Annotated in this window: 12 protein-coding genes; 9 read left to right on the plus strand and 3 right to left on the minus strand. The window is 54.3% G+C overall.

The window, feature by feature from the left end:
- Positions 1–14 precede the first annotated feature (14 nt).
- A complete protein-coding gene (locus ONV78_RS14690) occupies positions 15–911 on the plus strand; it encodes an alpha/beta fold hydrolase (RefSeq protein ID WP_279504128.1) in 897 nt (298 codons plus the stop codon).
- A 127-nt stretch (positions 912–1038) separates the two neighbouring features.
- On the opposite strand, the gene ONV78_RS14695 is transcribed toward ONV78_RS14690, so the two are convergent.
- A complete protein-coding gene (locus ONV78_RS14695) occupies positions 1039–3342 on the minus strand; it encodes a molybdopterin-dependent oxidoreductase (RefSeq protein ID WP_279504130.1) in 2304 nt (767 codons plus the stop codon).
- Positions 3343–3478: 136 nt separating this feature from the next.
- On the opposite strand from ONV78_RS14695, the gene ONV78_RS14700 reads away from it, so the two are divergent.
- The 7 genes from ONV78_RS14700 (at position 3479) to choV (ending at position 11153) form a co-directional block, all read left to right on the plus strand.
- Positions 3479–3955 (plus strand): helix-turn-helix domain-containing protein, encoded by a 477-nt coding sequence (locus ONV78_RS14700; protein ID WP_279504132.1) that lies wholly within the window; start codon positions 3479–3481, stop codon positions 3953–3955.
- A gap of 368 nt (positions 3956–4323) precedes the next feature.
- Positions 4324–4920 carry a transcriptional regulator BetI gene (betI, locus tag ONV78_RS14705; RefSeq protein WP_216736390.1) on the plus strand — a complete coding sequence of 199 codons (597 nt, stop codon included), beginning with the start codon at positions 4324–4326 and terminating at the stop codon, positions 4918–4920.
- Complete coding sequence (betB, locus tag ONV78_RS14710) at positions 4917–6380, plus strand: betaine-aldehyde dehydrogenase (RefSeq protein ID WP_279504135.1); 1464 nt, start codon at positions 4917–4919, stop codon at positions 6378–6380. The genes betI and betB overlap by 4 nt, the downstream gene beginning before the upstream one ends.
- A gap of 9 nt (positions 6381–6389) precedes the next feature.
- Entirely contained in the window at positions 6390–8066 is a 1677-nt protein-coding gene (betA, locus tag ONV78_RS14715) for a choline dehydrogenase (RefSeq protein ID WP_279504137.1), read from the plus strand.
- A gap of 66 nt (positions 8067–8132) precedes the next feature.
- Positions 8133–9071 (plus strand): choline ABC transporter substrate-binding protein, encoded by a 939-nt coding sequence (locus tag ONV78_RS14720; RefSeq protein ID WP_279504139.1) that lies wholly within the window; start codon positions 8133–8135, stop codon positions 9069–9071.
- A 12-nt stretch (positions 9072–9083) separates the two neighbouring features.
- Positions 9084–9929, plus strand: a complete 846-nt coding sequence (gene choW, locus ONV78_RS14725) for a choline ABC transporter permease subunit (protein WP_216736394.1) — start codon at positions 9084–9086, stop codon at positions 9927–9929.
- Positions 9930–9974: 45 nt separating this feature from the next.
- Positions 9975–11153: a choline ABC transporter ATP-binding protein gene (choV, locus tag ONV78_RS14730; protein ID WP_279504142.1), complete on the plus strand. Its 1179-nt coding sequence runs from the start codon at positions 9975–9977 to the stop codon at positions 11151–11153.
- Positions 11154–11235: 82 nt separating this feature from the next.
- Here choV and ONV78_RS14735 read toward each other — a convergent pair whose 3' ends face one another.
- Entirely contained in the window at positions 11236–11766 is a 531-nt protein-coding gene (locus tag ONV78_RS14735) for a hypothetical protein (protein ID WP_279504146.1), read from the minus strand.
- Between the two features lie 210 nt (positions 11767–11976).
- Here ONV78_RS14735 and ONV78_RS14740 point away from each other — a divergent pair, with 210 nt between their 5' ends.
- A complete protein-coding gene (locus tag ONV78_RS14740; protein ID WP_216736396.1) occupies positions 11977–12366 on the plus strand; it encodes a DUF2721 domain-containing protein in 390 nt (129 codons plus the stop codon).
- A 59-nt stretch (positions 12367–12425) separates the two neighbouring features.
- Here ONV78_RS14740 and ONV78_RS14745 read toward each other — a convergent pair whose 3' ends face one another.
- On the minus strand, positions 12426–13175 hold the full coding sequence (locus tag ONV78_RS14745) for a hypothetical protein (RefSeq protein ID WP_216736397.1): 750 nt from the start codon (positions 13173–13175) through the stop codon (positions 12426–12428).
- Between the last annotated feature and the right edge of the window lie 182 nt (positions 13176–13357).

Raw genomic sequence — 13357 nt, forward strand, 5'->3', positions numbered from 1 at the left:
AGAGGAGAAGTCCCATGTCCGCGAACATTCCCCTGGTTGTCGCTCCATCCAAGCCTCTGCGGGAACCGCAGGTTCCCTTCGCCTTGAAAGCCATGCGCTGGGCGATTCGCGCCTATGCCCGTATTTCCTCTCAAGGCGCGGGCCGAATGCTGAATCGCCTGTGGTTCACGCCGCAACGTTATGGTTTGGACTCGCGCTTTGACGCCCTGTTGGACAAGGCGGATGTGTTTATGAATCTGAAAGTGGGCGCGTTGACGATCCCTGTCTATAGCTGGGGAAGCGGCCCTGTGGTGTTGTGCGCCCATGGCTGGTCCGGGTCTGGCGTGCAGTTTGGCGCGATGGTGAAACCCCTGGTGGACAATGGGTATCGGGTTGTGGCGTTTGATGCGCCCGGTCATGGACGGGCGCAAGGCGTGCGCACTAATGTTCTGCAGATGCGGGATGCGATTCTGCAAGTGGCGGCGCAGACTCTGGGCGTGCACGCAGTGGTGGCTCATTCCCTGGGCTCTATCGCCGCCGCCATGGCGGTGCGGGAAGGGTTATTGACCAACAAAGTCATTATGCTGGCGCCGCCGGCGGACATGCAGGTGGTGCTGGATATGTTTCAACAGCGTTTGCAGGTTCCGGACGCCGTCATGCTCGCTCATTGCAAACTGATGGAGCAGGAGTTTGGCGACGATATTTGGGACCGTTTGTCATTGATGAAAAATGTCCCACTCATCCAGGCGCAAGGGATGATCGTATCAGATACAGATGATGCGGAAGTTCCTGCTGCGTACGGTGAAGCCCTCGCCCTCAAATGGCGCGGTAGTCGTTTCTTGCAGACCGCGGGGCTGGGGCATTATCGGGTGCTTCGGGATGAACGCGTCGTTGAGGAAGTAGTGAAGTTCATAAACCGACTCCCTGATTGACGCCGGTGAGGGGCATTGTGGTTAAGGGACGGTCTCCTCGGTCAGACCGGCGCAGCGACGATACGACGTAATCATTCTTTAGGTGAGTGCGTATCGTCGCCTTTTTTGCGGCGGCTGGGATTGCTGGTTAGACGTCAACGGCTTCCAGCGCAACCGGAACGTATTTGTGATAAGGCGTCTTGGCGATGGGATCGCAGTGTTGTGCGTCCGTCAGCACGTTGATCGCCGGACCATTGCGTAACTGTCTTCCCTGCTCATCCTGATAGAGCATGCCGAAACCGTGAGGCAACGTCAGTACTCCAGGCAAAACGCTCTCATCTGCGGAGGCGATAGCCTCCACGGCTCCACGTCGGGAACGGCAGCGCACTTTATCCCCGGAAACCAGTCCCAGCTTGGCCAGATCGGAGGGATGAATGCGTAACAGGCCCTCCTTGTCCGTCTTGCGCCACTCCGGTCCACGGTAGATCTGGTTGGCGTTATAGGCGCGGCGTTCGCCAGCGGCGAGGATGAACGGATAGTCCCTCTCTTCACTGAGAGCCTCTGTTTGCAAACGATCCAGCCACTCAGTCAGTTCGGGTATATACAGGTTTATTTTGCGATCCTTGGTTTTGATCAGGTTCCAGGTTTCCTCCACCTTGAAAGTGGCGATGGGCGCAGGTCTGGGACTCTCCAGAAAACGATTGAACAACGCCAAGCCCAGCGTGTAGCCCTTACCTTGCAGTCCGGTGCGCCGAACCTGCGAGCCGAACTTGGCGGCGTACATCTGGCAGACGCCCCAGATCGCCGCAGCGGATTGCATGCCTTCCGGCAATGCCTTGCCAAGGGTGGCGTATAAAATGACTGGGACGTATTGGCGCCACTGCGGATGGCGTTTCAGCGCCGCCGCCAGCGCTAACGGAAAGGCGCGGCTGACCGGCAAGCGACGGTCCAGTTTGGCGGCCTTTTCCAGTAGCGGAAAGCGGTCGGGAATCGCTCCCAGACCCACCAACAGGCGTCGGTAGATTTCCGGCTCGGGAAGCGTGTCGCCGCTGCGGGGCAGTATGGGGCGACGCAGATGGTAATAGTTAGTGGGGAAACCGAATGTGAAATAGGTGGACTCCACTTTTTCAAACTGACTGTCCGCCGGCAATATGTAGTGCGCGTGGCGGGCGGTTTCCGTCATCGCCACATCAATCACCACCATCAGCTCCAGTTTGTCGAATGCTTTTCGATAGGCTTCCGTATCAGCGGCGGACAGGGCGGGATTGGCGCTGTCCACCACTAAGGCGCGGATGCGGTCAGGATGATCGCTATCGATTTCCTGGGGCAAAATGTTGGGCGGAAACAGCTTGGCGATGCCATACATCCCAGCGACAGCGGTTTTCTTGTCATCGGCTTTGGAATGACCGATCAACGGGGCGAATTGCGCCATCAAATGATTGCCGCCCTGTTTATTGAAATTGCCGGTCACCAGAAACAATAGCTTCTCCAGATAGGAATTCAGCGTGCTGTGTAAACTGTGTTGGATGCCAAGGTCGGCTCTGACTGTGGCGGATTTAGCGGTGGCGAAACCTCGGGCGACCTGCCGCGCTAACTCGGGATCGACGCCGGCGATGGTGGCGTACTGCTCCACTGGCAGATCGATGAAATGACGGCGCAATTCGTCATAGCCGTTAGTGTGTTGACGCAGGAATTCTGTATCTTCCAGCGCCTCCTGAAAAATGACGGCGATGATGGCGGCGAGCAGGTAAGCGTCCATACCTGGGCGCACCCGCAAATGAATGTCCGCGTCTTTGGCGGTCTCGCTGACGCGTGGGTCAACGACGACCAGGGTGCGGTTGGGGTCTTTCTTGTAGGCTTTCAGCAGGTCCCGGGTTTTGCGCACGCCGTGGGCCATATAAGGGTTGGTGCCCAGCACGATGCAGTAATCAGAGTGTTCCATGCCCTCCAGCACAAAGCAGCTTTCGCGGCCGAACAGTTTTCCGTTTACCCAGAAATCCCCCGTCTTTTCCTGCGCCAGCGCGGTATATAAATAGGGCGTATCCAAAGCCGCCCGCAAAGCCCCGGAATAACTGCCGCCCAGGTGGTTACCCTGACCGCCGCCTCCATAGTAGGCGAATGCGCCGCCCCCATGTTGGGCCTTGATGTCGCGCATGCGCGCAGTGATCTCGGCGATGGCGGCGTCCCAGGAGATAGGCGCGTACTCGCCGTTTGGCTGACGTTTTAGAGGCTGCCGCAGACGGGCTGGGTGATTCTGGTAGTGATCAAGTTTGGCGGCTTTCTGGCAGATGTAGCCTTCTGAATTCGGCGCCAGTTTATCCCCTCTGACTTTGACGATGCGTCCCTTGTCCACCTGCATTTCCAAGCCGCAATTGATGCTGCATAGAATGCATGCGGTAGGCCGCCACTCATGTTGATCTGCGTGCTTTTCAGCCGTCTCGGTACCATGCATGATCACTCTCCTTTTCTTGTTAGTTCTATTTTGGAACTATCAAAATAGTAAATTCCAAACTGGAACCTGTAAAGCTATACTTCCCGTCATTCTCCATTCCTCTTCCGCTAACCCAGATAAGACGCCATATTCGCCTATGCGCTGGAATGAAATCCAAGATATCCCTTGTTCAATCGCACGCACCCTATCGGTCATTGGCGACCGCTGGACTCTGTTGGTCATTCGCGAAGCGTTTCTGGGCGTGCGTCGGTTTGAGCAGTTTCAAAAGCGTCTGGAGATCACGCGCCATCGCCTGTCGGATCGTCTGAACAAGCTGGTGGAAAGCGGCGTGCTGCGCAAAGCGTTGTACCAGGAGAGTCCCGCCCGTTATGAGTATAGGCTTACCCGCAAAGGGATGGATTTATACCCTGTGATTCTCGCTATGGCGGGGTGGGGCGATAAATACATGGCTGGCGATGCGGGCCCGCCGGTGGAGTATGTCCACCTGGGTTGCGGTAAGAAGATGACGGCCACGCAGGTTTGCTCTGAATGCGGCGAACCGATAGACGCCAAGTCTGTAAAACCCATGCTAGGTCCCGGGCTTAGTGGGCTAGCGAAAAAGGCGGGCGAATAAAACCAGGGCGCGCCGCCTGACGCCTTTACCGCGCTGAGATAATTTCCGTTTCTCCGTTTCTCCGTTTCTCCGTTTCTCTTCTGTCGTGCACCCACTTCTTGTCAGCTTTTCTTTGAGAAATTATTGCTACTCAAAGTAATTCCAGAAAATTCTTCTCATTTCTAATTAGAATGCTAAATATTGTGTGGTTACAAAAAATTACAATGAGAGAATGCTCTTCTTTTATGTGTGCTTAATTGTTTGTAATTAAAGTAATTTAATCTGTTTTTCGTTAGTCTTTCTTCTCGTCTCCTCTTGTTTTTCAAAATTGAAATATTGAGTTCAAACTATTAGGGTATGTTTTTAATTGAACATTCAATCAATAAAAAATGCCCAAAATCGTCGTCGAAGCAGAGAAGAAAGAGCAGCTTATCGAAGCCACCCTGAAGTCGGTGGAAGCCTATGGCATTCAAGGCACGACTATTAATTCCATTAGCCGTTACGCGGGAGTTTCTACAGGAATTATCAGTCACTACTTCGGAGGCAAGCAGGCGCTGATGGAGGCGACTGTCCGCTACCTGCTGGAAGCCTTGAAAACCTCCCTGCTGAAAGAGCTAGCCAAATCCAAGGACGGTTCGCCCTACAGTCGTCTTCTTTCCATTGTCGAAGCCAACTTCAGCAAGCTGCAGGTGAGTGAACGGGCGGCGAAAACCTGGATGGCCTTTTGGGCTCAAGCGATGCATGACCCACAGCTGGCGCGGTTGCAAAGGGTTAATGAACGGCGATTGTTCTCTAATTTGAAAGTAAGCCTGCGGGAAATTCTACCGCCTTCCCAGGTGGAGGATCAGGCCCACGCGATCGCCGCTCTGATCGATGGGTTGTGGCTGCGCAGCGCGCTCAGCTCTGGCGGTTTGTCCGTGGTGCAGGCGGAACGTATTTGTAAGAACTACGTAAGTGAGTTGTTTGAAGGAAAACATAAAGCATGAGCATTCCTGTTTATCAGTCTTTTGTTGACGGCGCTTATCGGGCGTCCACATCGAGCGAGACCTTTGATGTGGTGAATCCCGCTACAGGCGAACTGATCTATCGCGTTGAGCAGGCTTGTGAAAGTCTGGTGCAGGCGGCGGTGGAGTCCTCACAGCGCGGGTTCGCGGAGTGGTCCGCGTTGACCGGCATGCAACGAGGGCGAGTGCTGCAGAAGGCCGTGGCCTTGTTACGGGACAGAAACGACGAGCTGGCGCGCATCGAAGTGCTGGATACCGGTAAGCCCTGGCAGGAAGCAAGTGTCGTGGATGTGGTGACCGGCGCAGACAGTATTGAGTTTTTCGCTGGCCTGGCGGCGTCGATCGAAGGCAATCAGCAATCCCTGGGCGAAGATTTTTACTACACCCGTCGAGAACCTTTAGGCGTTTGCGCCGGCATCGGGGCCTGGAATTACCCCTTGCAGATCGCCTGCTGGAAATCTGCGCCAGCCTTGGCGGCGGGCAATGCGATGGTGTTCAAGCCTTCCGAAGAAACCCCGTTGGGCGCTTTGAAGTTGGCGGAGATTTTCATTGAAGCGGGCGTTCCCGCCGGCGTCTTCAATGTGGTGCAAGGCGATCATCGCGTCGGCCGCATGCTGACCGCCCATCCTGGCATCGCCAAAGTCTCCTTCACGGGGGAAGTGGGAACCGGCAAGAAAGTGATGGCGGACTCCGCCTCCACTCTGAAAGACGTGACGATGGAGCTGGGCGGTAAATCGCCGCTGGTGATCTTCAATGATTGCGATCTGGAAAACGCCGTCTCCGCGGCGTTGCTTGGAAACTTCTATACCCAGGGTGAAGTCTGCACCCACGGCACGCGGGTGTTTGTGCATAAAGAGATTTACGACCGTTTTCTGGCGCGAGTGAAAGACCGCGTTGAAAGCAATGTGCGCATTGGCGATCCCATGCATCCCGACACCAATCTGGGGGCGTTGATCTCCGCGCCGCACCTGGAAAAAGTCATGGGCTACATCGAGCTGGGCAAGCAGGAGGGCGCAAGGCTGGTCTGCGGTGGTGAACAGGTGCGCCCGCAAGGCGTGGAAAACGGCTACTTCGTCGCCCCCACGGTATTCGCCGACTGTCGCGATGACATGAGAATCGTGCGGGAAGAGATATTTGGGCCCGTCATGAGCGTGCTCAGCTTTGAGGACGAAGAAGAGGTCATTGCGCGCGCCAATGATACGGAATACGGCTTGGCCGCTGCCGTGTTCACCAATGACATCCGTCGCGCCCATCGTGTGATCGGCAAGCTGCAGGCGGGCATTTGCTGGATTAACAGCTTCGGCTATTCACCGGCGGAGATGCCGGTGGGCGGTTACAAGCAATCCGGCATCGGCCGCGAAAACGGCATGGCCACCCTGAATCACTACACCCAAATCAAGGCCGTCTACGTCGGCATGACGGACCTGGAATCACCTTTTTGAGCGAGCGTTATGGCTGACAAGCAGTTTACCAATAGTTTTGATTACATCATCGTCGGGACCGGCTCCGCTGGATGCGTTCTGGCCAATCGCCTGTCCGAAAGCGGCAAGTTCAACGTGCTGGCGCTGGAAGCGGGTCGCAAAGACGATACCTGGAAGATTCACATGCCCGCCGCACTGACTTTCAATCTGGCGGACGACAAGTACAACTGGTACTACCACACCGAACCCCAGGCGTTCATGAACAACCGTCGCCTGTATTGGCCGCGGGGAAGAGTGTGGGGCGGCGGTTCCGCCCTCAACGCCATGGTGTATATCCGTGGTCACGCGCTGGATTATGACCGCTGGGAAGAAGAAGGCGCCAAGGGCTGGGCGTATAAAGACGTGTTGCCGTACTTTCGTAAGGCGGAGACCCGTGAACGCGGGGGCGACGCCTATCGCGGCAACGCCGGCCCCTTGAACGTGCATACCGGGGACGAAAAGAATCCGTTGTTCGACGCGTTCATCAAAGCGGGAATGGAAGCCGGCTATCCCTACACCGAGGACATGAACGGCTATCAGCAGGAAGGCGTGGGCGTGATGGACATGACCATCAAGCACGGCAAACGCTGGAGCGCCGCTCAGGCGTATCTGCGTCCGGCTTTGTCGCGTCCCAACCTGACGGCTGAGACCGGCGCAATGGTGACCCGTCTGTTGTTCGATAAGGGCCGTTGCATTGGCGTCGAATACGAGCAAAACGGCGTGCTGATCAAAGTGAAAGCGGAGCGGGAAGTCATTTTATCCGGCGGCGCTATCAACTCGCCGCAGACCTTGATGCTCTCCGGCATTGGCGATGAAACTCAGTTGCAGTCTCTGGGGATTCCCGTTGTTGCGCATGTGCCCGGCGTAGGTCAGAACCTGCAGGATCACTTGGAGTTCTACGTTCAGCAAGCCTGTTCGCAGCCGCTGACCTTGTACACCTATACCAAGCAGCCCCGTAAGACGCTGGAAGGCGTGAAGTGGTTCCTTAATCACGACAGCGGCGCCTGCCGCACCGCGCATTTGGAAGCAGGCGGCTTTATCCGCACTGAAGCAGGCGTGAAGCACCCGGATATCCAATATCACTTCCTGCCGTCGCAGGTGATCGATCATGGGCGCGTGGACCCGCAGTTGCACGCCTATCAGGCGCATGTCGGTCCTATGCGTCCAACCTCCACTGGCTATCTCAAGATTCTGTCCCGCGACCCGCGTAAACATCCGCTGCTGGAGCCGAATTATCTGGCGACCGAGCGTGACCGCTGGGAAATGCGTCAGTGCGTGAAGCTGACCCGGGAAATATTCGAGCAACAAGCGTTTGATCCATTCCGTGGCGAAGAGCTGCGCCCTGGACCCGCGGTGACCAGCGACGAGCAAATAGACGCATTTATCCGTGACAAGGCGGATAGCGCTTACCACCCCTCCTGCACCTGCAAAATGGGTGCGGATGACGACCCGATGGCGGTGGTGAATTCCGAGGCGAAGGTCAGGGGCGTTGAAGGACTGAGAGTGGTGGACGCATCCATCATGCCCAGCATCGTCAGCGGCAACCTGAACGCGCCGACCATTATGATGGCCGAGAAGTGCGCAGATCACATTCTCGGCGTTTCGATGCTGCCGCCCAGCGACGCGCCAGTCTGGATTCATCCCGACTACGCGAACAAGCAGCGGTAGCCAAGGCCGTCCTGTTGGCAGGGCGGACCCCAACCATTTCTGGAACGATTGAAGAGAGGAAAAATAATGAACCACTTCAAGCGACTGTTGATCAGCGGTCTGATGTTATTGACGAGTGTTAACGCCTATAGCGCGCAAAGCTGCAAAGAAGTCACTTTTGCGGATGTCGGCTGGACTGACATCACCGCCACGACTGCGTTGACCTCCGTCATTCTGCAGGGGCTGGGCTATTCCACGGAATCCCAGTTACTGTCTGTGCCGGTGACCTACAAGTCGCTGGAGAACGGCGATGTGGACGTGTTCTTGGGCAACTGGATGCCGACCATGGAAGCGGATATTCGCCCCTATGTGGAAAACAAGTCTGTGGAAGTTGTCGGCAAGAACCTGGAAGGCGCCAAGTATACGTTGGCGGTGCCTTCTTATGTGGCGGAAGCGGGCGTGAAAACATTCGCAGATATCGCCAAGCATGCGGATAAGTTCAAAGACCGTATTTACGGCATTGAGCCTGGCAACGACGGCAACCGTCTGATTCAGGATATGATCGATAAAGACGCCTTCGCTCTGAAAGATTTCAAAGTGGTGGAGTCCAGTGAAGCAGGCATGCTGTCGCAGCTGAAAAGAGCCGTTAAGCGTAAAGAGTGGATTGTGTTTCTGGCCTGGGAGCCGCATCCGATGAATGCTAATTTCGAGCTGACCTATCTCAGCGGCGGCGATGACTATTTCGGTCCCAACTTCGGCGGCGCATCTGTATTCACTAACGTGCGTAAAGGCCTGATGAGCGAGTGCGGCAATCTGGCGCAACTGCTGAACAACCTGGAGTTTTCCCTGCAGATGGAAAACGAAGTCATGGGCGCGATTCTGGATGACAAGAAAAAGCCTGAAGCGGCGGCCAAAGCCTGGCTGAAGGAAAACTTCGACAGCGTCGAAGCCTGGTTGCAGGGTGTGGAAACCATTGACGGCAAGCCAGCGGCGCCGGCAGTGAAAAAACACCTGGACCTGATGTAAGCAGGCGCAGGTATGGACTGGAGTAGTAATTTAAGCGCTCTCAGCAGCTACAAACTGCCAGTCGGCGATTGGATGGAAAGCCTGGTCGATGTGCTCATCGACCATGGCGGCGCCTTCTTCGACGGTGTCGCCGTTTGTCTGGAATACCTGATCCAGGGGCTCACCGAAGCGCTGCTGTTTGCGCCGCCCTGGTTATTTATCGCCGCCATCGTGGCATTCGCCGCCTGGCGTCATCGCAACTGGTCATCGCCGTTATTCGCACTGTTCGCCCTGGGTCTCATCTGGAATATGGGGTACTGGGAGGAAACCATCGAAACACTGGCGCTGGTTCTGTTTGCGACCGGATTCTGCGTGCTGTTCGGGGTTCCTATCGGCATCGCCGCCGCGCATCGTCCCTGGTTGTATCGTGGTATGCGGCCATTGCTGGACCTGATGCAGACGATCCCGACCTTTGTTTATCTGATTCCGACCCTGACCCTGTTCGGTCTGGGCGTCGTACCTGGCCTGATTTCAACCGTGATCTTCGCCATCGCCGCGCCGATCCGTTTGACCCATCTGGGCATCACGCAGGTGCCGGAAGAATTATTGGAAGCGGGTAAAGCGTTCGGCTGTAAACCCAGCGTATTGTTGCTGAAAGTCGAAATCCCCGCGGCGATGTCCAGCATTATGGCGGGCGTCACTCAGTGCATCATGTTGTCTCTGTCCATGGTGGTTATCGCGGCCCTGGTTGGCGCGGACGGACTGGGCAAGCCGGTGGTGCGCGCTTTGAATACCGTGGATATCGCCACCGGGTTTGAAGCTGGCCTGGCTATCGTACTGATCGCCATTTTATTGGACAGACTGTTTAAAAGAGCCTGAGCGCATTGCGCTTGGTCTCTGCTGAAAAAGTAGTGGGCAATTGCCATGATTGAGTTTAAAAACGTAGACGTGGTGTTCGGCGACCAGCCCCAGCAGGCCTTAGGCATGCTGGATGAAGGTCTGGACAGGGAAGCGATTCTCGACCGCACCGGTCACACCGTCGCCGTCAATAACGCCAGCTTGCGAGTAGAAAAGGGCGAGATCTGTGTGCTGATGGGGCTGTCCGGTTCCGGTAAGTCCAGCTTGTTGCGCACAGCGAATGGCTTGAATGACGTGAGCCGGGGACAGGTCCTCATCACCACGGAAGACGGCGAGCAGGACTTCTTTGCCTTGTCGGTGGAGCAGCAGCGCAAGCTGCGACTGGAGCGCATCACCATGGTGTTCCAGAAGTTTGCGCTGATGCCTTGGCTGACGGTGGGAGAGAATGTCGCTTTTGGTCTGGAAATGAAAGGCATGAGCCGCGCACAGGTAAGAAAGCGTGTGGACGAGCAGTTGGAACTGGTGGGGTTGGCGCAATGGCGCGACACCAAGCCCGGCGAACTGTCCGGCGGCATGCAGCAGCGTGTCGGCCTGGCGCGGGCGCTGGCGATGGAGTCCGATATTATCCTGATGGACGAGCCGTTCTCGGCTTTGGACCCGCTGATTCGAAATCAGTTGCAGGATGAGCTGTTGCGACTGCAGGAAAAGCTGAACAAAACCGTGATTTTTGTCAGTCACGATTTGGATGAAGCGCTGAAGCTCGGCAGTCACATCGCCATTATGAAAGATGGCTGCATCGTGCAACATGACACGCCAGAAAACATTGTGCTGAACCCCGCTAATGAATATGTGCGCAGCTTTGTCTCGCACACCAACCCGGTCAATGTGTTGCTGGCGCAATCACTGATGCGTCCGTTGACCAAAGAGGAAAAGGCGGCGGACGAAATCTGCGTCAGCAAGCGCTACGACTACTGGCTTAAAACGGCGGACAAGCTGGAAGAAAGCCAGGTTCGGTACGCGGACGCCGTATTTCCTGTGCAACGCTGGAGTACGGAGCAAGACGTGGAAAGCCTGCAAAAGCTGCCCACGATTATCCCAGCGGATACGCTCATGCGAGACGTAGTGGCCATCCGCCACTTCACCGGCCACGCGATACTGGTTGGCGGAGAAAAAGAAATATCCGGCGTCATCAACGACCAGAACATCTACCACGCCCTCCTGGGCCGTCACCTCGACGACAACTGACCTCAACGGCTCGCAGAATGCGAGCCGTTTTCTTTCTTTCCTTCCATTAAGTTTTCGTCTGGCTGTTTGACGAGTTCCGTAGTTATGGCCAGGAAAGCTCGTATTCTTGGCACTGACCATCCGTCAATTTTTTACAGAGACTATGATTATTTATTAACGAGTCGATCGCCTCCGTCTGGCTAAAAAGAGGGGATGCGGAAACAACGAGAGGGGTTGAGCCATTGTCTGAGCTTACAAGGTATCCATACCACTTTCGCTCTAATGTTTGTGACTCAGAAAACGGAATTTCACTAACGATGAATCCGCTAATGCTGGTTGAAAACGAGTTAATTCTGTATGAAAGGGTAACCGTATAAGTGCTGACAACATATATAACTGCAGAAACTACTGCGCCTCCGAGCATTGCCTTTGTAGATTTTTTAGATAGAAAGTAAGCGTAGCTAATAAGGCAGGTTATAAAAGCAAGAACTGCTTGTAAGTAAATGGAGACAGAGTATATTTTTTCGAGGTCTGCGAAGCCGTCAAGAAGTCGCCAACTATTTGTAATAATAAAAGAAAATAACAGCGTTAAAGTTATCGATAGACAGATGGTAATGCTTAAAGCTTTTTTCATTGGAGATCATTTTCACTAGTACTTGCAGTCAACAACAGCGACCATGTGTCTTCCGCTAGTCTGATTGTCATATCAGATCAGAATGGCTCCTGGTTTGATATCACCTGTCTTATTCTTGAGCGCCCATTCTAGAGGCGCTTGTGGAAAAGGGATAGGCTTTGTGATCTGATTGGTAATTAGTTTGTTTCTTAAGGCCCTAAGCTTTCAACGATGCTGAACATCTCTACACCTGCACTACTGTTTCCCGCCATCTCCCTGCTATTGCTGGCTTACACCAACCGTTTTCTGGTGATTGCCCAGTTGATTCGCTCTTTGTACAAGCAGTTGAATGAGACGAAGGAACGTCATATGAAGCAGCAGATTCTGCATTTGCGGAAGCGGATTCATTTGATTCGCTGGATGCAGACTCTTGGAGTGATGGCTTTTATTTTATGCACGCTCTCCATGGGCAGTCTGATTTTACAGTTGGAGTACGTGGGGGAAGGGCTGCTTGGAGGGAGTTTATTGTTTTTAATCGGCTCTCTGATTATATGTTTGGTGGAGATTCATATCTCTGGCGCTGCGTTGAGCATCCAGTTGAATAACCTGGAAGATCTCTGATATCTACATAAAAAAGCCAGCATTACGCTGGCTTTTTCGCACAAGAAGCCGCTTGGCGATTAACCCGCCATAGTTTCCTCTTCCACGCCGAAGATATTACGGTACAGTGCGCCGTAACAAATCATGGTCATGGGCAAGGTCCAAATCAAGCCAATGCCCAATGGGATCATTGCCACAAAATTAATCAAGCCCAGCAGCAAGAACAAGCCAAAAACGGCGAACCAGCGCTTGGTGATGGCTTTACGAGAGGCTTCCAGAGCCTGCCACGGAGAAAGGCCCTTTTCTGCAATTAAAGGCAACGCCAAATAATAACTAACAGCTAGATAGATGCCTGGGATGATCAGCAGTACAAATCCGAGGGCGATCAACAGGTACATCAGGATCACGCCAATAAGTAGCGGGACGACTTTGCTGAAGTAGTTGAAGATTTCTCCTACATTGATAGGCGCATCAACTGAACGCTTTAATCCCAGAATGAACATGCCCATTGCAATAGGGATGGTGACTGCGGAAATGACAATCTGGTTTACAAGACCGAGAATGAGGGCGATCACGGCGTTGTCTGGAGTGATAATGCCGAAAATGATGCTTGTGACGATTGTCACGCCGAACATTACCGCGATATAGACTATTCCCGCGAGGATGAGGGTCATTTTCGCACCATTGGTGCGCTCCCAGGCCTCGCTGATCAGTTCGCCCACCCGAAAGTGGTAGTTGCCGTTAACGCCGTCTTCCAGCGAGCCCCACCTGCGGTCTCCACTACGCTCCGGAGTGAGGTTGGATTGCGGAGTAGAATAAACGTCGCTCATAGTTATTCCTTAATGCCCGTTGTTTTATTAATAATAATTAACAGACAAAATATAGCATATTATTCCTAACAGGTAGCCAGACTGGAAAATTTATTTTTTACAAAGAGTTACGTAGCCCTCGGTGTGAGGTGGGAAGTTGCTCAAAAAGGGAACTGTTTGTAGCGTTACTGAGCGGGGAAAGT

It is taken from the genome of Hahella sp. CR1, assembly GCF_029813005.1.
Classification (GTDB): Bacteria; Pseudomonadota; Gammaproteobacteria; order Pseudomonadales; family Oleiphilaceae; genus Hahella.

Excerpts from the sequence above, each read along its gene's own strand:
- ONV78_RS14690 (WP_279504128.1), top strand. The coding sequence starts at position 15 with ATGTCCGCGAACATTCCCCTGGTTGTCGCTCCATCCAAGCCTCTGCGG.
- ONV78_RS14745 (WP_216736397.1), bottom strand. The coding sequence starts at position 13,175 with ATGAGCGACGTTTATTCTACTCCGCAATCCAACCTCACTCCGGAGCGT.
- choV (WP_279504142.1), top strand. The coding sequence starts at position 9,975 with ATGATTGAGTTTAAAAACGTAGACGTGGTGTTCGGCGACCAGCCCCAG.
- ONV78_RS14740 (WP_216736396.1), top strand. The coding sequence starts at position 11,977 with ATGCTGAACATCTCTACACCTGCACTACTGTTTCCCGCCATCTCCCTG.
- ONV78_RS14695 (WP_279504130.1), bottom strand. The coding sequence starts at position 3,342 with ATGCATGGTACCGAGACGGCTGAAAAGCACGCAGATCAACATGAGTGG.
- betB (WP_279504135.1), top strand. The coding sequence starts at position 4,917 with ATGAGCATTCCTGTTTATCAGTCTTTTGTTGACGGCGCTTATCGGGCG.
- ONV78_RS14735 (WP_279504146.1), bottom strand. The coding sequence starts at position 11,766 with ATGAAAAAAGCTTTAAGCATTACCATCTGTCTATCGATAACTTTAACG.
- choW (WP_216736394.1), top strand. The coding sequence starts at position 9,084 with ATGGACTGGAGTAGTAATTTAAGCGCTCTCAGCAGCTACAAACTGCCA.
- betI (WP_216736390.1), top strand. The coding sequence starts at position 4,324 with ATGCCCAAAATCGTCGTCGAAGCAGAGAAGAAAGAGCAGCTTATCGAA.
- ONV78_RS14720 (WP_279504139.1), top strand. The coding sequence starts at position 8,133 with ATGAACCACTTCAAGCGACTGTTGATCAGCGGTCTGATGTTATTGACG.
- betA (WP_279504137.1), top strand. The coding sequence starts at position 6,390 with ATGGCTGACAAGCAGTTTACCAATAGTTTTGATTACATCATCGTCGGG.
- ONV78_RS14700 (WP_279504132.1), top strand. The coding sequence starts at position 3,479 with ATGCGCTGGAATGAAATCCAAGATATCCCTTGTTCAATCGCACGCACC.